The sequence below is a fragment of the Micromonospora sp. NPDC048930 genome (assembly GCF_043197935.1).
Taxonomy (GTDB): Bacteria; Actinomycetota; Actinomycetes; order Mycobacteriales; family Micromonosporaceae; genus Micromonospora.
Genome location: NZ_JBICUB010000005.1, coordinates 316309 through 339225, shown reverse-complemented (window position 1 = coordinate 339225; position 22917 = coordinate 316309). Strand labels below are relative to the sequence as shown.

Annotated in this window: 16 protein-coding genes; 11 read left to right on the top strand and 5 right to left on the bottom strand. The window is 72.2% G+C overall.

The window, feature by feature from the left end; translation table 11 throughout:
• Positions 1-133 precede the first annotated feature (133 nt).
• On the top strand, positions 134-1456 hold the full coding sequence (locus ACGFI9_RS16245; RefSeq protein ID WP_393178756.1) for an MDR family MFS transporter: 1323 nt from the start codon (positions 134-136) through the stop codon (positions 1454-1456).
• A gap of 415 nt (positions 1457-1871) precedes the next feature.
• On the top strand, positions 1872-3128 hold the full coding sequence (locus tag ACGFI9_RS16240) for an MFS transporter (RefSeq protein WP_393178755.1): 1257 nt from the start codon (positions 1872-1874) through the stop codon (positions 3126-3128).
• Positions 3129-3510: 382 nt separating this feature from the next.
• Here ACGFI9_RS16240 and ACGFI9_RS16235 read toward each other — a convergent pair whose 3' ends face one another.
• The 3 genes from ACGFI9_RS16235 to mshA all read right to left on the bottom strand — a co-directional run bounded on the left by ACGFI9_RS16235 (position 3511) and on the right by mshA (position 6499).
• Entirely contained in the window at positions 3511-4473 is a 963-nt protein-coding gene (locus ACGFI9_RS16235; protein WP_393178754.1) for a hypothetical protein, read from the bottom strand.
• Between the two features lie 76 nt (positions 4474-4549).
• Entirely contained in the window at positions 4550-5083 is a 534-nt protein-coding gene (locus ACGFI9_RS16230; RefSeq protein ID WP_393178753.1) for a YbjN domain-containing protein, read from the bottom strand.
• A gap of 51 nt (positions 5084-5134) precedes the next feature.
• Positions 5135-6499, bottom strand: a complete 1365-nt coding sequence (mshA, locus tag ACGFI9_RS16225; protein ID WP_393178752.1) for a D-inositol-3-phosphate glycosyltransferase — start codon at positions 6497-6499, stop codon at positions 5135-5137.
• A gap of 171 nt (positions 6500-6670) precedes the next feature.
• Between mshA and ACGFI9_RS16220 the strand changes: the two genes are divergently transcribed.
• A complete protein-coding gene (locus ACGFI9_RS16220; protein WP_393178751.1) occupies positions 6671-7435 on the top strand; it encodes an SDR family NAD(P)-dependent oxidoreductase in 765 nt (254 codons plus the stop codon).
• Entirely contained in the window at positions 7435-8214 is a 780-nt protein-coding gene (locus ACGFI9_RS16215) for a class I SAM-dependent methyltransferase (RefSeq protein WP_393178750.1), read from the top strand. Before ACGFI9_RS16220 ends, ACGFI9_RS16215 begins: the two co-directional genes overlap by 1 nt.
• Positions 8215-8353: 139 nt before the next feature.
• On the opposite strand, the gene ACGFI9_RS16210 is transcribed toward ACGFI9_RS16215, so the two are convergent.
• On the bottom strand, positions 8354-9445 hold the full coding sequence (locus ACGFI9_RS16210; RefSeq protein ID WP_393178749.1) for a UDP-N-acetylmuramate dehydrogenase: 1092 nt from the start codon (positions 9443-9445) through the stop codon (positions 8354-8356).
• Positions 9446-9515: 70 nt separating this feature from the next.
• On the opposite strand from ACGFI9_RS16210, the gene ACGFI9_RS16205 reads away from it, so the two are divergent.
• The 6 genes from ACGFI9_RS16205 (at position 9516) to ACGFI9_RS16180 (ending at position 16077) form a co-directional block, all read left to right on the top strand.
• Complete coding sequence (locus tag ACGFI9_RS16205; RefSeq protein WP_393178748.1) at positions 9516-10271, top strand: maleylpyruvate isomerase family mycothiol-dependent enzyme; 756 nt, start codon at positions 9516-9518, stop codon at positions 10269-10271.
• 209 nt (positions 10272-10480) lie between these two features.
• Positions 10481-11791 carry an ABC transporter substrate-binding protein gene (locus tag ACGFI9_RS16200; RefSeq protein ID WP_393178747.1) on the top strand — a complete coding sequence of 437 codons (1311 nt, stop codon included), beginning with the start codon at positions 10481-10483 and terminating at the stop codon, positions 11789-11791.
• Between the two features lie 72 nt (positions 11792-11863).
• Positions 11864-12853, top strand: coding sequence for a carbohydrate ABC transporter permease (locus ACGFI9_RS16195; protein ID WP_393178746.1), 990 nt, complete (start codon positions 11864-11866; stop codon positions 12851-12853).
• Positions 12850-13683 carry a carbohydrate ABC transporter permease gene (locus ACGFI9_RS16190; RefSeq protein ID WP_393178745.1) on the top strand — a complete coding sequence of 278 codons (834 nt, stop codon included), beginning with the start codon at positions 12850-12852 and terminating at the stop codon, positions 13681-13683. The genes ACGFI9_RS16195 and ACGFI9_RS16190 overlap by 4 nt, the downstream gene beginning before the upstream one ends.
• Positions 13680-15050, top strand: coding sequence for a GH1 family beta-glucosidase (locus ACGFI9_RS16185; RefSeq protein WP_393178744.1), 1371 nt, complete (start codon positions 13680-13682; stop codon positions 15048-15050). Before ACGFI9_RS16190 ends, ACGFI9_RS16185 begins: the two co-directional genes overlap by 4 nt.
• Positions 15051-15069: 19 nt before the next feature.
• The gene (locus tag ACGFI9_RS16180) at positions 15070-16077 is read left to right on the top strand and encodes a LacI family DNA-binding transcriptional regulator (protein ID WP_393178743.1); all 1008 of its coding nucleotides are present in this window, start codon (positions 15070-15072) and stop codon (positions 16075-16077) included.
• 66 nt (positions 16078-16143) lie between these two features.
• On the opposite strand, the gene ACGFI9_RS16175 is transcribed toward ACGFI9_RS16180, so the two are convergent.
• A complete protein-coding gene (locus ACGFI9_RS16175; protein WP_393178742.1) occupies positions 16144-21795 on the bottom strand; it encodes a ThuA domain-containing protein in 5652 nt (1883 codons plus the stop codon).
• A 175-nt stretch (positions 21796-21970) separates the two neighbouring features.
• On the opposite strand from ACGFI9_RS16175, the gene ACGFI9_RS16170 reads away from it, so the two are divergent.
• Positions 21971-22870: a GNAT family N-acetyltransferase gene (locus ACGFI9_RS16170; protein WP_393178741.1), complete on the top strand. Its 900-nt coding sequence runs from the start codon at positions 21971-21973 to the stop codon at positions 22868-22870.
• Positions 22871-22917: the final 47 nt, after the last annotated feature.

The window sequence follows — 22917 nt, the reverse complement described above, 5'->3', positions numbered from 1 at the left end:
CCGGACGGACGGACACGCGGGGACCGGTCGTGACGACCACCACGTGGAAAAGCTGGTGACCGGCGTTCCCGCCCGGCACTAGGTTGTAAGGCATCCGAGATAGCTCGGTCATTACCGAAAACGGGGGCGCGGGATGCGGACGGTGCAGGGCTGGTTCCGGGACACGACAGGCGGGCTGCCGCGGGCGTTCTGGTACCTGTGGACCGGCACCCTGATCAACCGGCTCGGCTCGTTCGTGCTGGTGTTCCTCGCCATCTACCTCACGCAGGAGCGCGGCTTCTCGGCGTCGCAGGCCGGCCTGGTGATCGGGCTCTGGGGCGTCGGCGGCGCGGTCGGCACCACGGTCGGCGGCACCCTGACCGACCGGTGGGGACGCCGCCCCACCCTGCTCACCGCGCACCTGGGCGCGGCCACCATGATGCTCGGGCTGGGTCTGGCCCGGCCACTCTGGGCGGTGGCCCTGGGCGCGCTGCTGCTCGGCACCTTCGCGGAGGCGGCCCGCCCGGCGTTCGGCGCCATGATGATCGACGTGGTGCCGGAGAAGGACCGGCTGCGTGCCTTCTCCCTGAACTACTGGGCGATCAACCTCGGCTTCGCCTGCGCCGCGGTGCTCGCCGGGTTCGCCGCCCAGGCCGGCTACCTGCTGCTCTTCGTCGTCGACGCGGCCACCACCCTGATCACCGCGCTGATCATCTTCACCCGGGTACGGGAGACCCGCTCGGCCACGACCGGCCCGGCCCGCACCGGCGACCGGGCTCCGGCCGGGGCGCTGCGGACCATCCTCACCGACCGGGTCTTCCTGGGCTTCGTGACGCTCAACCTGTTCGCCGCGCTGGTCTTCCTCCAGCACATCTCGATGCTGCCGATCGCCATGGGCGACTCCGGCCTGAGCCCCGCCACGTACGGCTCGGTGATCGCGCTCAACGGGGTGCTGATCGTGGTCGGGCAGCTCTTCGTACCCCGGCTGATCAAGGGCCGGAGCCGGTCGCACGTCCTGGCGCTCGCCGCGCTGGTGACGGGCATCGGCTTCGGGCTCACCGCGTTCGCCGACGCGGCCTGGTTCTACGGCCTCACCGTGCTGATCTGGACCGTCGGCGAGATGCTCAACTCGCCGTCCAACGCCACCCTCATCGCCGAGCTCTCCCCCGGTTCGCTGCGCGGCCGCTACCAGGGTGTCTTCTCGCTCTCCTGGCAGCTCGCCGGGGCGAGCGCCCCGATCCTCGGCGGCCTGGTCCGGGAGCACGCCGGCAACACCGCACTCTGGTTCGGCTGCGCCGCGATCGGTGGCGTGATGGCGGTGGCGCACCTGATCTCCGGCCCGGCCCGGGAGCGGCGGGCGGCACAGCTGCGGACGCCGGCCACGCCGGTCCGGCCGGTCACGGTGTCCCGCACCCCGGCCCCCGAGGCGGGCGAGGCCGCGGCCACCGCACCCGCCGAGCCGGTCCACGCCTCCTGAGGTACGCCCGGACGCCGCCAAGCCCCCGCCCTGCGCGGTCGACTCCACCCCCCCCGGCCGGGCGCAGACCACACCCGGTGGGCAACCGGTCACCGAGCCGATCGGCCGGGTGCACATGCCCTGGCACCGCCTGTGGAGCTGATGTCACAGACGACTCAGCGATCCGGCGAAGGGCGGGCAAGGCCCGGAACGTCATTGCAATATTGACCCGATGTGTCCGATCCATCCCACCGGCCGGGAGCACTCGACCGGGGAGCCGTCCTCACCCCCTGCCGCTTGAGTCGTTGGCGATATCAGCTCCAAAGGCGCTCGCCAGCATCCTCCCGGTCCTGGTGATCAGGGCCACGCTGGCGCGCGGCGGCGCGGCTCCCTAGGGTCCCAGGCGGGGCAGTTAACAAACTTTCATGGAGGACGGGTGCGCGGCCTGCGGCGCTGGTGGGACGACTCGGCCGGCGGGCTCCCCGCCACCTTCTGGTACCTCTGGTCCGGCCTCCTGATCAACCGGGCCGGCTCCTTCGCGATGCTCTTCCTCTCGCTCTACCTGACCGCCGCGCGCGGGGCGTCGCCGTCCCTGGCCGGCGCGGTGGTCGGGGCGTACGGGGCGGGCGGCGCCGTGGGCACGCTGCTCGGCGGGGTGCTCGCGGACCGGTGGGGCCGGCGGGCCACCCTGCTCGCCGCGCACCTCGGCGCGGCCGGGCTGATGGTGGCGCTGGCGTTCAGCCGGGAACTGGCCGTCATCGCCGTGCTCGCCGCGGTGCTCGGGGTGACGCACTCGATGCCCAGCCCCGCCTTCGTCGCGGCCATCGTGGACGTGGTGCCGGAGGACCGCCGCGCCCGCGCGTTCAACCTCCAGTTCTGGGCGTTCAACCTGGGCATGGCGGTGGCGTCGCTGCTGGCCGGCGTGCTCGCCGAGGCGAGCTTCCTCGCGCTCTTCCTGGTCGACGCCGCCGCGACCCTGGCGGCGGTCGCGGTCATCGCGCTGAAGGTCCCCGAGACGCTCGACCGCCGTACCCGGGTCCCGGTCGTCGCGACCGGCCGGCGGCCGGGGCTGCACACCGCGCTGACCGACCGGGTCTTCCTGGTCTTCGTCGGGCTGACCTTCCTGCTGGCCGTGCTCACCATGCAGACGTCGACGATCATGCCGCTGGCGATGCGCGACGACGGCCTGCGCCCCTCCGCGTACGGCGTGGTGGTGGCGCTGGGCGGCGCGCTGATCGTGGCCGGGCAGCTCTTCGTGCCCCGGCTGATCGCGCCGTACCGGAAGGCGACCGTGCTGTCGGTCTCCACCGGGCTGATGGCGGTCGGCTTCGGCGCGCTGGCCGTCGCCGACCAGTTGCCGCTCTACCTGGCCGCGGCGGTGGTGTGGACGGTCGGCCAGATGCTCGCCGCGCCGCCGAACGCCCAGATCAACGCCGACCTCGCCCCGCCGGAGCTGCGCGCCCGCTACCAGTCGGTCTTCTACCTGACCTTCCCGGCGGCGTCCTTCGTCGCGCCCGCGCTGGGCGGACTCAGCCTCGAGCACCTGGCTGAGCGGCACTGGCTGGTGGTGGGCGCCCTGGGGCTGGTCGCGGCGGCCGGGCACCTGCTGGCCGGGCCGTCCCGGGAACGCCGGGTCGCCGGGCTCCGGGCCGCGGAGGCCGGCCGGGAGAAGGTGCTCACGGCGGGCCGCTGAACGGGCCCGCGAAACGGCGACGAGCGCCCACCACGACCCCCGTCGTGATGGGCGCTCGCACCGTACGCCCGGCGGCGGCGGGCGACACTCACCCCCGTAAGCGTCGCCCGCTCGCGCCGCCGGTTCCACGGGTGGCACCGTCCCCCAACGGTGTGCTCCACCCGATCCCTCGCGCCTCGCCTGCGCGGATCTGATCGATCCGCCGCTCCCCCGAACGATTACAAGCGTGGCGCGGTGCAATAAAGTTAGTTCGCCCGGATCTCGGGATTCAACTCAGATCGCTGTCTCGCCCGTCACAGCACTCGTGTCGGGAATCCGGCTGTTCCTGCTCCGGGCTCTGCGATGGCCAACAGCGAATCCCCGCCAGCCATTCCCCTAAACCTCAGGCGTCCTCTCGATTCGGGTTCTCGGTGCGGAAGAAGTTGCTCTGCCGGCCGTCCCGCATCTGCTCCTGATAGATCAGGTTCAGGCCGCGCAGGTCGAAGGTCCGGAACCAGTCGTCCCAGCTGATCTCCCGGATCCGGCTGCTCTCCCGGTAACCCGGGATGTTGAACGTCAGCACGCCGGGCCGACCCTCCCGCTCGGTGCCGGCGATTGTGGCCGGCTTGGCCCCGCGCGCCCGCGCCCAACGCTGGATCACCTCGTGGTTGGCGGTCACCAGGCTCCGGCCGGGACGCTCCGGACGATCGGCCAGCGACGTGATCTGCTGGGACGAGAGCGTCGAACGGGACGAGGACCGGCCGGTACGCACACCGGTCGCCTTCGCCGCCGCCGTACCGCCGCCCCGGGACGGCGCCGCCTTCCTCGCCGCGGGAGCCTTCTTCACGGCAGGGGCCTTCTTCGCGGCAGGGGCCTTCTTCGCGGCAGGGGCCTTCTTCGCGGCGGGAGCCTTCTTCACGGCAGGGGCCTTCTTCGCGGCGGGAGCCTTCTTCGCCGCGGCCCTCTTCGCCGGCGCCCGCTTCGCGGGGGCGGCCTTCCTGGCCCGCGCACCCGTGACCTTCGCGACCGGCGCCGCCTTGGCCGCAGCGGTCTTCTTGGCCGGCGCCTTCTTGGCGGCCGCCTTCTTCGTGGCCGCGGCCCGCCCGGCCGGCCCGGTGGGCCTGCGTGCCGCGCCGCCGCGTGCCTCGGACCGCAGGGTCCGGGCCAGCGTCTTCACCAGTTCCGGCTTGCGCAGCGCGGAAATCCCCGAGACGCCGCGTCGGCGGAGCTGGTTCCGGATGTCGTCGACCTTCATCCGGGAGATCTCGGACTCGGAAATTCCCGGCGTGTTCGGGGTCTGGTTGCCGGCTTGCCGTTTGGTCCTGGTCGCAGTCGTGCCGCGACCTGAGCTGTTGCGCTGAGCCATGGGACACGCTCCTCGACAGTCCGTCCTCGGCCCGCGGTGGGTCCCAAGTGCCGCACCGCGCGGTGCGGCATACCCGTCAGGACGGGTCCGAACCTCCGACACCCGAGGCGGCACCGGAGGAGGGCTCGAAAAGGTGCGCGAAGGCGGCCAGGTTGGCGGTCGACTCGCCCCGCTTGACCCGCCACTCCCACTCACGGCGGATGGCGGTGCCGAAGCCGATCTCCAGCATGCTGTCGAAGGACTCGTCGGCGTACGTCAGCACCGCGCCGAGCAGCCGGTCCAGCTCGTCCTCGTCCACCCCGGCCAGGTTGACCCGGCCGGTCAGGTAGACGTCGCCGACCGCGTCGATGGAGAAGGACACCCCGTACATCCGTGCGTTGCGCTGGAGCAGCCAGGCCCAGAGCTCCTCGCGGCGCTCGTCGGGCTGGCGCATCACGAACGCCTCGACCCGCAGCGCGTGCTCGCCGACGATCAGGTTGCAGACCGTCTTGAGCTTGTGCGTGCCCGGCAGGGTGACCGCGTACGACGCCTCGCCGGTGGACTCCCACTCCAGCTCGCGCTCGGCGCAGACGGACTCGATCAGCGCGGCGACCTCACTCCTGCGGCTCATCGCACCCACTCTACGGTCGCGCCGCGCCCGGTGCCGCGCGGCGGCCGCCGGTCACCAGGAGCAGGAGAGGGCCGCGTCGCCGGCGAGCGCCCCGGCCAGCCGGGCCCGCTGCTCGCTGATCGCCTCGCCGTACACGGCGAGCAGGCCGGAGACCGTGCGGTGCCAGGAGAAGTCGCGGGCGTGACGCTCCGCGCCCCGGCCCAGCGCCACCCGGCGCATCCGGTCCGGCAGCAGGCGGGCCAGCGTACGGGCCCAGTCGACCGGGTCGTGGCCGTCGATGAGCATCCCGCTGACGCCGTCCCGCACGGCGGTCACCAGGCCCCCCACGGCGGCCGCCAGCACCGGCGTACCGCACGCCTGGGCCTCCAGCGCGACCAGCCCGAACGACTCGTTGTACGAGGGCACCGCGACCAGGTCGGCGGCGCGGTAGAGGGCGGGCAGGTTCTCGCCGGTCTGCGGCGGCAGGAAGCACACCCGGTCGGCGACGCCGAGCGAGTTGGCCAGCTCGATCAGGGCGGTGGGCCGGTCCAGGCCGCTGCCGCTGGGGCCGCCGCAGATCACCACGGTCAGCTCGGCGGCGAGCGCGGGATCCCGCTCGCGGAGCGCGGCGACCGCCCGGATCAGCACGTCGGGCGCCTTCAGCGGCTGGATCCGGCCGACGAAGGCCACCACGTACCCGCTGGTGGGAAGCCCGAGGCGGCGGCGGGCGGCGCGCACGGCGGCGTCCCGGTCGCCGGCGGGCGGGCGGAACCGGTCGAGGTCCACGCCCGGCTCCACCACCGCCACCCGGGCGGGGTCCGCGTCGTACCGGTCGATCAGGTCGCGGGCCTCGACCCGCGTGTTGGCGACCAGCCGGTCGGCCTCGGCGACCACCTGCTCCTCGCCGATGACGCGGGCCTTCGGCTCGGGCCGGTCACCGGCCGCGAGCTGGGCGTTCTTGACCTTCGCCAGGGTGTGCGCGGTGTGCACCAGCGGCACGCCCCAGCGCTCCTTGGCCAGCCAGCCGACCTGGCCGGAGAGCCAGTAGTGCGAGTGGATCAGGTCGTAGTGGCCCGGCGGGCGGGCCGCCTCGGCGCGCAGCACGCCGGCGGTGAACGCGCAGAGCTGCCCGGGCAGTTCCTCCTTGGTCAGCCCTTCGAGCGGGCCGGAGGTCACGTGCCGGACGTGGACGCCGGGCGCCATCTCGACCACCGGCGGCAGGTCGCCGGAGGTGGCGCGGGTGAAGATCTCCACCTCGACGTCGGCCTCGGCCAGCCGCCGGGCGACCTCGAGGATGTAGACGTTCATGCCGCCCGCGTCGCCCGTGCCGGGCTGGTGCAGGGGCGAGGTGTGCACGGAGAGGGTCGCGATGCGCCGGGGCCGCGGCCACGGCAGGGTGCCTCGCTGACGACCGACACCGGTGTGCAACTCCGCCACGTCCGCTCCCTCTGTCACGGTTGATGCCGTCCCGCACGACCGGCGCTTCTCGGTCAACCTCCGCGCCGGATGTCATCTTCCCCATCGGGCTTCGGAAATGCGTACCGGCCGGTCCCGGGCGTGACGGACCTCATCACCGCCCCGATGCGAGGTCCGGGAGAGAATGACCGGATGACCTCTGTCGCGATCGTCACCGGGGCGTCCAGCGGGATCGGTGCGGCCACCGCCCGCCGGCTGGCCGCCGAGGGTTTCCACGTGCTCGCCGCCGCCCGGCGTACCGACCGGCTGGCCGATCTGGTCACCGAGATCGGGGCGGCCGGCGGCGCGGCCACCGCGGTGGAGTGCGACGTCACCTCCGACGAGTCGGTCGCGGGCCTGGCCGCCGCGGCCGCCGCCGCGCCCGGCCCGGTCACCCTGCTGGTCAACAACGCCGGCGGGGCCCGGGGTCTGGATCCGGTGGAGTCCGGGAACGTGGGCGACTGGCAGTGGATGTACGAGGTGAACGTCCTCGGCACGGTCCGGGTCACCCAGGCGCTGCTGCCCGCGCTGGTGGCGTCCGGCGCCGGCACCATCGTGATCATCAGCTCCACCGCCGGCCAGGTGGTCTACGAGGGCGGCGGCGGCTACACCGCGGCCAAGCACGCGCAGACCGCGGTGGCCGGCACGCTGCGGCTGGAGCTGTGCGGCCGTCCGGTGCGCGTGATCGAGATCGACCCCGGGATGGTGAAGACCGAGGAGTTCGGCCTGGTCCGGTTCGACGGCGACGCCGACCGCGCCGCCGCGGTGTACGCCGGCGTGCCCGAGCCGCTGGTCGCCGAGGACATCGCCGACTGTGTCGCCTGGTGCGCCACCCGGCCGCACCACGTGAACATTGACCAGCTGGTGGTCCGCCCGCTGGCCCAGGCCGCCCAGCACAAGGTGCACCGGGTGAGCTGATGAAACCGCTCGGGGTCGTCACCCGGGGGACGACGAATCCCAACCGGCTGCGGCGGGTGGACAACTGGATCGTCGAGACCTGCGGGGAAGCCCTGCGTGCCGCCGCCGACCCGCTGGTGGTCGACCTGGGCTACGGCGCCACCCCGATCACCGCCGTCGAGCTGCGGGCCCGGCTCGCGGCCGGGGTCCGGGCCGACGTCCGGGTGGTCGGGCTGGAGATCGATCCGGTACGCGTGGCCGCCGCCCAGCCGGCAGCGGATCCACCCGGGCTGACCTTCGCCCGGGGCGGCTTCGAACTGGCCGGCCTCCGGCCCGCCCTGGTCCGGGCGTTCAACGTGCTGCGCCAGTACGACGAGAGCGAGGTGGCCGACGCCTGGCGTACGGTCACCGGGCGGCTGGCCCCGGGCGGGCTGCTGGTCGAGGGGACCTGCGACGAGCTGGGGCGGCTCGGCGGCTGGGTGCTGCTCGACGCGACCGGCCCGCGCACGCTGACCCTGGCCGCGAAGCTGACCACCCTGGAGAGCCCGGCCCAGCTCGCCGAGCGGCTGCCCAAGGCGCTGATCCACCGCAACGTGCCGGGTGAACGGATCCACGACCTGATCCGCGCCCTGGACGACGCCTGGCAGGCCGCCGCCGGCTACGCCCCGTTCGGCCCCCGCGAGCGCTGGACCCGCACGGTCGCCGCGGTCAAGCAGGCCGGCTGGCCCGTCCTGGACCGCCCCCGCCGCTGGCGCCGCGGCGAACTCACCCTCCCCTGGCCAGCAATCTCCCCCAGCTGACCCCACCCCACCCCGGGCGATCTTGCACTTCTGGCGGGGACAAAGCCGCCTATATCGGTATAAGGCGGTAGCCGCAAGTGCAAGATCGGCGAGGGTTGGGGAGGGTGAGTGCCGCGGGGACGCGGTGGGTGGGGGGGGGTCAGATGATGCAGTTGATGAGGACGGGTTCGGGGTGGAGGGTGACGCCGAAGCGGTCGTGGACGCCGTCGCGGATCTCCCGGGCCAGGGCGACCAGGGCCGCCGTGCGGGCGGTGCCGCTGCGGTTGGTGAGGGCGAGGGTGTGCTTGCTGGAGATGGCGACCCCCTCCGGGCCGGCGTACCCCTTGCCGAAGCCGGCCTTGTCGATCAGCCAGGCGGCGCTGACCTTGACCACGTCCCCGGCGCCCGGCCAGGCCGGCGGCTCGCCGAGGTCGGCCGCGCGCTCCCGCAGCAGCTCGTACGCCTCCCGTTCCAGCACCGGGTTGGTGAAGAACGAGCCCACCGACCAGGTGTCCGGGTCGTCCGCGTCCAGCACCATGCCCTTGCCGGCGCGCAGCCGCAGCACGGTGGCCCGGGCGTCGGCCAGCGGCACCCGGTCGCCCACCTCGACGCCGAGCGCGCGGGCCAGTTCGGCGTAGCGGACCGGACCGGAGAGCGGGGAGCGGGCGAGCCGGAAGTCGACCGTGAGCACGACCCAGCGGTCGCTGTACTTGAAGATGCTGCCCCGGTACGCGAACCCGCAGTCGGCCGCGTCGATCCGCACCACCGTGCCGTGGGTGCGGTCGTACGCCTCGACGCCGACGATCGTCTCGGCCACCTCCTGCCCGTACGCCCCGACGTTCTGGATCGGCGTGGCGCCCGCCGAGCCGGGGACACCGGAGAGGCACTCCAGCCCGGACCAGCCGCGCTCGACGGTGGCGGCGACCAGGTCGTCCCAGGGCTCGCCGGCCTCGACACGTACGGTGACCGTGTCGGCATCCTCGGCGACGACCCGGAACCCCCGGGACCGGATCAGCACGACGGTGCCGGCGAAGCCCTGGTCGCCGATCACCACGTTGCTGCCGCCGGCCAGCACGAGGACCGGCTCGTCCCGCGACTCCGCTTCCTGCACCTTTCGCACGATTTCCTCGGCGCTGGTGGCGGTCTCCAACCGGTTGGCGGCGCCACCGAGACGGAGCGTGGTGTAGGGCGCCAGGGTGGCCGGGTCGGTCGGGTGGGCTCCGGTGGCCGGTTCGGCGTAGACGTCTGACACGCCTTTCACCCTAGGCTGAGGGGTAGCCGCGGCACCCACTGGTGGCCCGGTCACCCCCGGGAGGATTGCGATGAGCAGACTGCACGGCACGAAGGACTTCTGGATCGGCGCGTTGCGGACCGAGGGCCCCGCGTTCGCCGCCGCCGTCGCGGAGGCGCCCCCGGAGACACCGGTGCTCTCCTGTCCCGGCTGGACGGTCGCCGACCTCGCGCACCACCTCACCCGGACCTACGCCTGGGCCCGCACGGTGGTGACCGCCGGGACGACCACTCGACCGGAGCGGCGCGACCCGGAGCCGCCGGCCGGACTGACCCCGGCACAGTGGTACCGGCAGGAGTACGACCAGCTCATGGCGCTTTTCGAGAGCCTCGACCCGGAGACTCCGGCGTGGAACTTCGCGCCGCAGCCGAAGAAGTCAGCGTTCTGGCCACGCCGGATGGCGCACGAGACGGCGGTCCACCGCTGGGACGCCCAGCTCGCCATCGGCGCCGGGGAACCGGTCGAGGCCAAGCTCGCGGCCGACGGGGTGAGCGAGGTGCTGGACACCTGGCTCCCGGCGGGTCGGCGGATCACCCCGGGCCAGTGGCACGGGGTGGTGCAGCTGGCCGCGACGGACGCGGCCCAGCACTGGTACCTGCGGCTGCGCGGCGAGGGGGTGGCCCTGCTGGACACCGCGACGATCCTGGACCACGACGACCACAACGCCCGGGCCCAGGTCACCGGCACCGCCAGCGACCTGCTGCTGGCGCTGATGGGCCGGATCAGCTTCGACGCTCTCGGGGTGGCCGGCGACCGGCGGCTGCTGGACGGACTGCGGGTGGGCTGACGCCCGCCCCGGGTGGCACCGGCCCGGACGACACGACGCGGAGAGCGGCCTTGCCCCGACGGAAGGCCGCTCTCCGCATTTTCGTAACGGCCTGAGAGCGCTCTCTTGACAGGAGCCTGTGACAGCCACCACCCTTTCGTGAGAGCGCTCTCTGAGTACCGGAAACCACTCTCCACCACCCGTAACGACCTAGAGGGGTCAGATAAGAGATGGGCACCTTCACGCGCCGCCGCCTGGCGGCGGTGGCCCTCGTCGCCACCACCGCACTGCTCGGCGCCACCGGCTGCGGTGGCGCCGACGACGAGGCCGCCGCCGACGGGCCGGTCACGCTCACCGTCGACGTCTTCGGCCAGTTCGGCTACGAGGACCTCTACAAGGAGTACATGGCCAGCCACCCCGACGTGAAGATCGTCGAGCGGGGCACCGGCAGCAACCTGGACGAGTACTCGCCGAAGCTCACCCAGTGGCTCGCCGCCGGCAAGGGCGCGGGCGACATCGTCGCCATCGAGGAGGGCCTGCTCGTCGAGTACAAGGCCAACCCGCAGAACTTCGTCAACCTGCTCGACCACGGCGCCGGCGAGCTGAAGGGCAACTTCCTCGACTGGAAGTGGAACCAGGGCCTCACCGCCGACGGCAAGCAGCTGATCGGCCTCGGCACCGACGTCGGCGGCATGGCCATGTGCTACCGCAAGGACCTGTTCGCCAAGGCCGGCCTGCCCACCGACCGCGAGGCGGTGTCCAGGCTCTGGCCCACCTGGCAGGACTACATCAAGGTCGGCGAGCAGTTCAAGGCGAAGAACACCGGCGCCGCGTTCCTCGACGCCGCGACCAACACCTTCAACACCATCCTGCTGCAGACCGCCGGCAACACCAGCGGCTACAGCTACTACGACACCAGCAACAACCTGGTCGTGGACAGCAACCCGGCGGTCAAGCAGGCGTACGACACCACGATGGACATCATCGACTCCGGCCTCTCCGGCAAGTACGGCTCCTGGTCGGAGGAGTGGGTCTCGGCGTTCAAGCAGTCCAAGTTCGCCACCATCGCCTGCCCCGCCTGGATGACCGGCGTCATCGAGGGCAACGCCGGCCCGGGCGCCAAGGGCAAGTGGGACATCGCCCAGATCCCCGGCAACGGCGGCAACTGGGGCGGCTCCTTCCTGGCCGTGCCGAAGCAGAGCAAGCACCAGGCCGAGGCGATCGAGCTGGCCAAGTTCCTGACGAGCGCCAAGGGTCAGATCGGCGCCTTCAAGGCCAAGGGCCCGCTGCCGTCCTCGCCCCAGGCGCTGGCGGATCCGGCGATCGTCGACTCGACGAACGCGTACTTCTCGAACGCCCCGGTCGGCAAGATCTTCGCCGCCGGCGCCACCAGCCTGAAGCCGGTCTACATGGGCCCGAAGAACCAGGCCGTCCGCACCGAGGTGGAGAACGCGGTCCGCACCGTCGAGCTGGGCAAGCGCACCCCGGAGCAGGGCTGGACCGACGCGGTCGAGAACGCCAAGAAGGCCGCTGCCAAGTAACCCGAGCCAGGCGTGCGGGCGGGCCCCGGCGACCCGGGGTACCGCCCGCACGGCGGAAAGGAGTCACGGGCCATGGCAGTCCAGCTCGACGCCCGCCCGCCGGTCAGACCGGCGCACCGCATCGCCCGCCCGAGCCGGGGCGCCCGGCTCAGCCGCTTCGACACGAAGTACTCGCCGTACCTCTACATCGCCCCGTTCTTCCTGCTCTTCGGGGTCTTCGGGATCTACCCGCTGGCCTACACGTTCTGGGTCTCGCTGCACGACTGGGACCTGCTCGGCGCCGACCACCCCTTCGTCGGATTCGACAACTACAGCCAGCTCCTGGCCGACCCGGACTTCTGGCACTCGGTGGTCAACACCCTCGGCATCTTCGTCATCTCCACGATCCCGCAGCTGCTGGCCGCCCTCTGGCTGGCCAACCTGCTCAACCGCCGGCTCCGGGCCCGGACCACGTGGCGGATGGCGGTGCTGATCCCGAACGTCACCTCCACCGCCGCGGTGGCGATCGTCTTCGCCGTCCTCTTCGGCCGCGAATTCGGCATGATCAACTGGCTCCTCGACCACGTCGGCATCGACGCGATCGACTGGAAGGCCAACCGGATCGCCTCCTGGGTGGCCATCTCCACCATGGTCGACTGGCGGTGGACCGGCTACAACGCGCTGATCTTCCTGGCCGCCATGCAGGCCATCCCGCGCGACCTCTACGAGTCCGCCTCGATCGACGGTGCGAGCCGATCGCGGCAGTTCTGGTCGATCACCGTGCCGCTGCTCAAGCCGACGATCATCTTCGCGGTCATCATCTCCACCATCGGCGGCCTCCAGCTCTTCACCGAGCCCCGGCTCTTCAACTCCGGCACCAACGCGATCCGCGGCGGACCGCTCCGCGAGTCGCAGACGGTGACCATGTACATGTTCGAGAACGCGTTCGCGCCGCACTACAACTTCGGCTACGGCTCGGCGATCGCCTGGCTGCTCTTCGCGCTGATCGCGGTGGTCGCGGCCGTCAACGTCCTGCTCCTCCGCCGGCTCGGCGGCGGCGCCCGCAAGGAGGGCTCCCGATGACCCGCCTCTGGTCGGCCGGCCGGCTCACCTACCTGGCCCTGACCCTCACGGCCGTCCTGTCGATCTTCCCGATCTACTGGATGTTCGTGGTGGCCAGCCGGACCAGCGACGCGATGGGCCAGGTCCCGCCCCCGGTCACCCCGGGCGGCAACCTCGGCGCCAACATCGCCCGGCTCTTCGAGAACACCGACGCGTACTTCCTCACCGGCCTGATCAACTCGGCCATCGTGGCCGGCACGGTCACGGTCTCGGTGGTCTTCTTCTCCACGCTGGCCGGGTTCGCCTTCGCCAAGCTGCGGTTCCGGGGGCGCAACGCGCTGCTGCTGGTCATCGTCGCCACCATGATGGTCCCCACCCAGCTCGGCGTCATCCCGCTGTACCTGCTGATGACCAGGCTGAACTGGAACGACCGGCTGCCCGCGGTGATCGTGCCGGCGCTGGTCACCGGGTTCGGCGTGTTCATGATGCGCCAGTACGCCGGCCAGGCGGTCAGCACCGAACTGATCGAGGCGGCCCGGGTGGACGGCTGCAACACCGCGCGGATCTACTGGAACGTGGTGCTGCCGGCGCTGCGCCCGGCCGCCGCGGTGCTGGGCCTGCTCACCTTCATGACCACCTGGAACGACTTCCTCTGGCCGTACGCGGTGCTCAACGATCCGGAGAACCCCACCGTGCAGCTGTCGCTGCGGGCCCTGTCCGACGGCTACTACCAGGACATGTCACAGGTGTTCACCGGGACGGCCATCGCCACCCTGCCCCTGCTGCTGGTGTTCATCGTGTTCGGCCGCCAGATCATCGGCGGCATCATGGAAGGTGCGGTCAAGGCGTGAGTGAGCTGCGGTTCCCCGAAGGCTTCGTCTGGGGTGCGGCCACCGCCGCGTACCAGATCGAGGGCGCCGCCCGGGAGGACGGTCGCGGCCCGTCCATCTGGGACACCTTCAGCCGTACGCCGGGAAAGGTGTTCCAGGGGCACACCGGCGACGTGGCCTGCGACCACTACCACCGGTACGCCGACGACGTGGCGCTGATGGCGGAGCTGGGCCTCGCGGCGTACCGCTTCTCGATCGCCTGGCCGCGGATCCGGCCCGACGGCACCGGTCCGGTCAACCCGCGCGGTCTGGACTTCTACGACCGGCTGGTGGACACCCTGCTGGGCCGGGGCATCGACCCGTTCGTCACGCTCTACCACTGGGACCTGCCGCAGGCGCTGGAGGACCGGGGCGGGTGGACCGTCCGGGAGACCGCCGAGCACTTCGCCGACTACGCGATCGCCGTGCACCGGCGACTCGGTGACCGGGTGCGCACCTGGACCACGCTCAACGAGCCGTGGTGCTCGGCGTACCTCGGCTACGGCAACGGGATGCACGCGCCCGGCCGGACGGACGCGGGGGACGCCTTCCGCGCCGTACACCATCTGCTGCTCGGCCACGGCCTGGCCGCCCGGGCGCTGCGCGCGGCCGGCGCGGAGATCCTGGGGATCACCCTCAACCTGGCCGACGTGCAGCCGGCGGACCCCGACAGCGCGGCGGACGCCGCTGCGGTACGGCTGATCGACGGCCTGCAGAACCGGATCTTCCTCGACCCGCTGACGGGCGCCGGCTACCCGGACGACGTGCTGGCGCACCTGAGCGGGATGGTCGAGCCGGACTTCATCCGGGACGGGGACGAGAAGCTGATCGCCGCGCCGCTCGACCTGCTCGGGATCAACTACTACTCCCCCAGCTACGTCGCCGGCCGGCCGGGCGGCGCGGGCGGCGGCGCGTACCCGGGCAGCGAGGGCAGGGTGGAGTTCCTGCCGCCGGCCGGGCCGCTGACCGACATGGGCTGGATGATCGAGCCGGCCGGCCTCACCCGGCTGCTGGAGCGGGTCGCGGCCGACTACCCCGGGCTGCCGCTGGTCATCACGGAGAACGGCGCGGCCTTCGCCGACCGGAAGGGCGCCGGCGAGGCTGGCGGGGTGGCCGACGGCGACCGGGTGGCCTACCTCGACGGCCATCTGCGCGCGGCGCACCGGGCCATCGCCCGTGGGGTGGACCTGCGGGGTTATCTCGTATGGTCATTGCTGGACAACTTCGAATGGGCCGAGGGCTACCGGAAGCGGTTCGGGATCGTCCACGTCGACTACCTGACCCAGCGGCGCACACCGAAGGAAAGTGCCCGCTGGTACCAGGAGGTGATCTCCCGGAACGGGCTGTGACGAGATGGTGGTGACGGGGATGACGACGGCACAACGGCCGACCCTGGAGGCGGTGGCGAAGCGGGCAGGCGTGTCTCGGGCCACGGTCTCCCGGGTGGTCAACGGTTCCACCACGGTCGCGGAACCGATCCAGCAGGCGGTCCGCCGGGCGGTCGAGGAGCTCGGGTACGTCCCGAACCTCGCCGCCCGCAGCCTGGTCACCCAGCGCACCGACTCGATCGCGCTGGTGCTGCCCGAGGCGGCCACCCGGGTCTTCTCCGACGACCAGGTCTTCCCGGGGATCATCCGCGGGGCGGCCCAGGAGTTGGAGGCGGCGGACAAGCAGCTCGTGCTGATGCTGGCCGGCTCGCCGGCCGGCCACGAACGGGTCGAGCGGTACACCACCGGCCGGCACGTCGACGGGGTGCTCTTCGCCTCGCTGCACGGCGAGGACCCGCTCCCCGGCAAGCTGGCCCGGCTGGGCATCCCGGTGGTGTGCAGCGGCCGGCCGCTGGACGGGGCCGAGGTGCCGTACGTCGACGTCGACCACGTCGGCGGGGTCGCCCGGGCGGTCCGGTACCTGATCGAGAGTGGTCGGCGGCGGATCGCCACCATCGCCGGCCCGCAGGACATGGTCGCCGGCATCGAGCGGCTGGAGGGCTACCGGAACACGGTCGCCGAGGCCGGCCTGCCGGAGCTGGTCGCGTACGGCGACTTCACCCGGGAGTCCGGCACCGCGGCCATGCGGCAGCTGCTCGCCGCGCACCCGGACCTGGACGCGGTCTTCGCCGCCTCCGACCTGATGGCGCACGCCGCGCTGCGGACCCTCCGCGAGGCGGGGCGGTTGGTGCCGGCGGACGTCGCGGTGATCGGCTTCGACGACATCGAGACGGCGGCGTACACCGAGCCGCCGCTGACCACGATCCGGCAGCCGATAGTGGAGCTGGGCCGGGCGATGACCCGGCAGCTGCTCCGGATCGCGGCGGGCGAGGAGGTCGAGCAGGCACTGTTGCTGCCGACGGAACTCGTCGTCCGCGAGTCGGCGTAGCCAGGGCAGGCACGGGCCGGGGCCGGGGGTGTGACACCCCCGGCCCCGGCCGTCTCGACCTGCCGGCTACGCGCCGGACAATCGCGCGATCATCGCGTCCGCGTCCCGGACCAGGACCGCCCGCACCTCGGCGTTGGGTACGACCTTCGGGTCACCGGCCAGCTCCCGGACCGAGCGGAGCTCCCGTACCGCCTGGCTGTCGAGCCCCTGGGTCGCGAACCGGCCGGCCCGGTCCAGCGGCTTGTGCAGCTTGGTCGCGCTCTCCGCCGACAGCCAACCGGTGGCCCGGAACCGGTCCACCAGGTTGCCCATGTCCTCGATCGAGGTGGTCACGGTGAAGCTGATCGACCGGGTCGACCGGTTGCCCGCCTCGTCGGTCGTCACCACCGTCACCGTGTGCTCGCCGAGCGACAGCTCGTAGAGCGGCAGCAGGGTGTTGTCCAGGATCGGCCGCCCGTCGAGCGTCCCGACCAGCGACGCGACCCCCGACGTGCCGTCGGTCGCCGAGTACGTGATCCGCACGTCCTGGCTGTCGCCGTACCGGGCGCCGGCCGCCACCCCCGACAGGAGGACCGCCGGGGCGGTGGCGTCGATCTTCAGTACGGCGGACTTCACGTCCTCGACGTTGCCCGCCCGGTCCGTCGCGCGGTACCGGAGGGTGTGGCTGCCGTCGCCGCGCACCTCCACCGAGTCCGTGTACGGCGTCCACGCGCCCCCGTCGAGCGAGTACTCGATCCTGGCCACCCCGGACGTCTGGTCGGTGGCCGTGATGGTGACCGGCACCGCACCGGCGTGCCACCCGGCGTCGCCCGGCGGGGCGAACGTCGCGGCGGAGACCGGCGCGGTCCCGTCGAGCGTGAGCACCAGCTTCCGCGGCTCCTCGACGTTGCCCGCCAGGTCCACCGAGCGGTACTCGACGGTGTGCTCGCCGTCGCCGGCCACCAGGATCGGCCCGGTGTACGGGGTCCACCCGCCGCCGGTCCGGTACTCGGTCCGCGCCACGCCACTGTCCTCGTCGGTGGCCTTGAGGGTCACCGTGACGTCGGAGCGGAACCAGCTGCCGTCGCCGTCCGGCTCGGCCGGGGAGGTCGTCGCCCGGGTGGTCGGCGCGGCCGTGTCCGCCGGCAGTTCCTTGAGCCGGATGTTGCGGAAGGAGACGTCGTCACCGTTGCCGTGGTTCTGGATGCCGATGTAGCTGGGCTGCCGCATCCGCGCCGGGTCCGTGTTGACGTACTGGTTGATCTGCACGCCGTTCAGGTAGACCCGGATGCTCTGGCCCCGCACGACGATCTCGTACGAGTTCCACTGCCCCGGCGGCTTGAGCGCGGCGTCCCGGGCGGCCAGGTCGGCCGACTGGAAGCTGTAGATCGCCCCCGTCGTCCGGTCCGGCGCGTCCGTGGCGTCGATCTGGATCTCGTACCCCTGGTTGACGGCCACCCAGGGGTCGTTGCCCGGGTTCGGGAACCCGACAAAGACCCCGGAGTTGTCGTCCCCGGCCATCTTCCAGTCCAGCTTCAGGCTGTAGTCGGTGAAGCTCTGGTCGTACCAGTGCAGGCCCAGCCCGCCGTACGACAGCAGGGTGCAGTCGGCGGCGTGCAGGAATCCGCCCGGCCCGGCCTGCTTCCAGTTCGCGAGGCTCGCGGAGGTGCCGTCGAAGAGGCTGGTCCAGCCGGCCTCCGGGGCGGTCGGCGTGCAGGCGTTCTGCGGCGCGTCGTCGAGCCGGAAGAAGTCGAACGACGCCGGATTGCCGGTGCCGTTGAAGGCGGCCAGCCCCACCTTCGGGTTCGGCACGGCGGCGAGGTCCCGGGGCCGCCCGACGGTCGTCCACTGCTCACCGTCCGTCGAGTACGCCGCGGTCAGGGTCCGCCCGTCGCTGGTCACCTTCATCCAGACGGTGTGCGGGAAGTCCACGGCCAGGTTCGGCGAGCGATCGACGGCGCCGCCGTCGATCGGCGAGCCGCCCTGCTGCTGGATGAACTCGAAGTTGCGTACCCCGCTGTCGGTCCTGATGAACGAGAACTTGACGAAGTTCGGGTCGTCGCCGTGGACGATGAGACCCGCCTGCTCCCAGGTGTCGGTGTGGTCGATGGTCACCTTGGTCACGGCCTGCCACGCCCCGTCGGGGGCGTCCTGGAGCAGGATGTTCTTCGCGTCGGTGGCGCCGCCGTACATGTCACCGGCGAGCGCGTCGATCTGCAGCGACCCGCCGACGAGCCGGTAGTGCGCCGGATCCTCGCGCAGCACGGTCCACCGGCACCGGTCGACGACCTCGCCGGTGAACTCGTCGTCCGGGTTCACCTCGGCGGACGGGTCGGCGCAGGGCGGGGCCACCCGGTAAGTGTTCACCGTGACGGTGGCCGACGCGGCCAGTCCGGACGGATCCCGCACGGTGACCTTGGCCGTGTGGATGCCGGCCTCGGTGTAGGTGTGCGTGGGGTTCTGCTCGGTCGAGGTCGCGCCGTCACCGAACTCCCAGGCGTAGCTGAGCGGGTCACCGTCCCGGTCGGCGCCGGCGGCGGTGAACCGCACGGTCGCCGGGATCTCCGCCTGCGTGACGTCGGCCGAGGCGGTCACCTCCGGGCGGGTGCTCGACGCCACGCCCTTGCCGTGGAAGGTGAACTCGTCGACGTCGAAGAGCCCGCCGCCCGAGCCCTTGAACACCAGGTAGAGCCGGTGGGTGCCGCCGGGGTCGGCGACCGGGACGACCGGGCTGTCGACGTAGGTGTCCCAGCCGCCGGTGTTCGCCACGGCCATGCTGGCGACCAGCGGGCCGTCCGGCCGGTCGGTCCGGAACTCCAGGGTGCCGCCGCCCCCACCGGAGGAGACCCGGGCCTGGACCCCGGTGATGCCGGTCAGGTTGTACGTGTCGAACGCGATCCAGTCGCCGTTGTCGATGTATCCGACGCGCTTCCCGCCGTGCGCGGTGCCCGCGTCGACGACCTGGATCCCGTTGGCCTCGGTGAGGTGCTCGCCCTGCCGCACCCGGGGCTGGAGGACCAGCCGGGTCTGCCCGGTGAGTGGCGGCACGCCCGCCGCACCCCGGTCGGTGTAGGTCGCCGCGACCACGCCGTAGAGGTTGGCGTCGGCGCTGTGGCCGTCCTCGGCGACGGTGTCGAGCACCCCCTCGCAGGCGTGCGTCTGGACCAGCCCGTGGCTGTGCGTGTCGTGGCCGAGGGCGTAGTCGATCTGCACGGTCCCGCAGTCGACCTCGCCGTCCTCGGGGTCGGTGACGGTCGCCTTGAACGGCACCCGGTCACCGAACTGGAAGACGCCGCCGGCGGGCGGGCTGGTGAACTCGAGGCGCGGCGCCGTGTTGCCGACCGTGATCTGCACGGTCGCCGTCCCGGTGGTGCCGGCCTGGTCGGTCAGGGTGAGCCGGGCGGTGAACTGGCCGTTCGTGGTGTAGGTGAAGGTCGGGTCGGGCGCGGTGGAGTCGACCGTGCCGTCACCGTCGAAGTCCCAGGCGTACGTGAACGAGTCGCCCGGGTCGGGATCCCGGGACCCGGCGGAGGAGAAGGTGACGGTGAGCGGGGCCCGGCCGGAGGTCGGGTCGGCGCTCACCGCCGGGATCGGGGCGCGCTTGCCCTTGACGTAGTCGATCCGGTAGACGGCCGAGTCCGGCGCGCCGCCGAAGTATCCGCTGCCGTAGTCGAGGACGTAGAGGGAGCCGTCGGGGCCGAACTCGATGTCCATCGGCCGGACGATCTGCTCCGGGAACGGGTTGATGCTCAGCGGCCGGCCGGCGTCGTCCAGCACGACGTTCTTGATCCAGCCCCGGCCCCAGTCCGCGGCGAAGAATGTGCCGTCGTAGTACGCGGGGAACTTGGTGTCCGACTTCAGGTCGGGGTCGTACCGGTAGACCGGGCCGCCCATCGGCGACTCGCTGCCGTCGCCGAACTCCGGCACCGACGCGCCGTCGTACGCGATCCACGCCGGCTGCGCGGCCGGCAGGTCCTGCTTGCCGGTGTTGTGCGGCGAGGTGTTCCGGGGGGCGGCGCAGTCGAACTTCGGCCCGGAGGTCCCGGTGGCGAAGTCGTAGTCGTTGTACGCGACGTTCGGACCGACGCAATACGGCCACCCGAAGTTGCCGGGGCCGCGGATCTGGTTGAACTCCACCATCCCGGCCGGGCCGCGGTTCGGGTCGGCGGCGCCGGCGTCCGGGCCGTACTCACCGAGGTAGAGCCAGCCGGTCTCCGGGTCGACGGTGAAGCGGAACGGGTTGCGGAAGCCCATCGCGTAGATCTCGGGGCGGGTGCCGGCGGTGCCGGCCGGGAAGAGGTTGCCCTCCGGCGCCCGGTAGCTGCCGTCGGCGGCCACCTTGATGCGCAGCACCTTGCCGCGCAGGTCGTTGGGGTTGGCCGAGGAACGCTGCGCGTCGTAGGCCGGGTTGCGGCTGGCCCGCTCGTCGATCGGGTTGTAGCCATTGGAGGCGAACGGGTTGGTGTCGTCGCCGGTGGAGAGGTAGAGGTTGCCGGCCGCGTCGAAGGCGATGTCGCCACCGGCGTGGCAGCAGATGCCCCGGTTGGCGGGCACTTCGAGGATCTTCTGCTCGCTGGCCAGGTCCAGGGTGCCGCCATTGAGCGTGAACCGGGACAGCCGGTTGACCCCGTCGAAGGGGGCGAAGTCGGCGCTGGTGCCGTCGTTCGGCGCGTCCCCCTCGGGGGTGTTCAGCGGTGGCGCGTAGTAGAGGTAGATCCAGCCGTTGGTGGCGAACCCGGGGTCGACCCCGATGCCCTGCAACCCGTCCTCGTCGTGGTTGTAGACCGGGACCCGGCCGGCGAGGCTGGTCACGCCCTGCGGCGTGGTGAGGAAGACCCGACCGTCACGGGAGGTGTGCAGCACCCGTCGGTCGGGCAGCACCGCGAGGTTCATCGGCTCGCCGGTGGTGTCCACGCCCTTGGCGAGGGTGACCTGCGCGAAGTTGTCGTCGACGGTCGCCCCGCAGTCCGCCGGCACGGCCCCGGCGGCCGTCTTGATCCCGCCGAGCAGGTGCTTGAGGAACTCCGGCTCGGTGTACGAGGCGTCGGTGTGGCCGCCGCCGGTGTACCAGGACCGGCCGCCGTCGTACTGCTGGCACCAGGCGATCGGGTGGCTGGTGCCCATCGCGCCCGTCCCCGGGCCGTACGACCGCTCGTCGAGGGCCGCGAGCACGTGCACCTTGCCGCGCGGGTCGGCGCGGTAGTTGTACCACTCGTCGGTACGGACCCACCGGTCCGGCAGCGGCTCGGTGGACGGGTGCACGTGGTCGTCCACCTTGACCGTGGCCTGCTGGATGGCCGGGTGGGAGTTGAAGTACGCGCCGACGAGCTTGCCGTACCACGGCCACTCGTACTCGGTGTCCGAGGCGGCGTGCACGCCCGCGTACCCGCCGCCGGAGCGGATGTACCGCTCGAAGGCCGCCTGCTGGTCGCCGTCGAGCACGTCGCCGGTGGTGGAGAGCCAGACCACCACGTCGTACCGGGCCAGGTTCGCGTCGGTGAACGCTCCGGCGTCCTCGGTCGCGTCGACCGCGAAGTTGTTCTCCTGCCCGAGCTTCTGGATCGCCGCGATCCCGGCCGGGATCGAATCGTGCCGGAAGCCCGCGGTCTTGGAGAAGACCAGGGCCCGGAAGCTCGACTCGGCCGCCGCGGCCGGCGTCGACAGACTCCCGGCTATCGGCAGCGCCAGCAGCGCACCGAGCGCTGCCGACAGCAGACGGCGTAGCGGTGTACGGGACACGGCGCCTCCTCACCCGATCGACCAACATCTACGCGGACCTTAACGGCCCCGAAACACAAAGGACAGAGCCCATCGACAAAACTTCTGATGGTGCGAGCGGAACTTTCTCTACGAGGAGGCGAAAGTGGTGTTTAACCTGTCGCACGCACCGCGGGGCCACGGCTACGGTCGGCCCGTGTCAGTGATCCGTCCCGCCCGTCCCGACGACGCGCCCGCCGTGGTGGCGCTGCGTACGGTGGTCCACCCGTACCTGGTGCGCGGCGTCGAGTCCACCCGCCGCATGATCGCCGAACCGCCGCCCGGCGAGGACTGGGCGGCCTTCGTGGCCGAGGCGGACGGCCGGGTGGTCGGCTGGGTGTCCGCGTTCCGCAACGTCCGCACCTCCGCCGAGGGCGTCGGCGAGATCGCCCTGCTGCACGTACATCCCGAACACCGTCGGCGCGGCCTGGGGCACCGCCTGCTCGACCGCGCGCTGGACCACCTCCGGCCACTGGGCGTACGCCGGATCCGCACCTGGGCCCGGGCCGAGTCGCTGGACTTCGCCCGGCGCAACGGCTTCGTGCCCAGCCGGGAGATGCGCTACTCGGCGCTCGCTCTCGACCCGGCCCCGCCGGCGCCGAAGCCGCCTCCCGGCGTACGCCTGCACCCGCTCACCGGGATCGACCCGCGCCGGATGTACGAGCTGGAGGCGGTCACCTCCGCCGACGAGCCCGGCGACCTCGCCACCGACGTGCTCAGCTACGAGACCTGGCGGTACGACGTCTGGGACAACGTCGGGCTGGACCACGCGTCCAGCGTCGCGGCCGAGGTCGACGGAGACCTGGTCGCCTACAGCCTGGTGCTGCGCGACGGCGACCGGATGTGGTCGGACTTCACCGGCACCGTCCCGGAGCACCGCGGCCGGGGCCTGGCCCGCCTGGTGAAGCAGGCCGCCCTGCACCGGGCCGCGACATCGGGGGTACGCACCGCGTACACCTCGAACGACGAGGCGAACGCGCCGATGCTGGCCGTGAACACCCGGCTCGGCTACCGGCCGGTCGCCGCCCAGTGGTCCTGCCTGCGGGAGGTGACCTAGGCAGGTTCAGGCGCACCGGTCCCGACGGGCGGCGGGCTGCCACACGC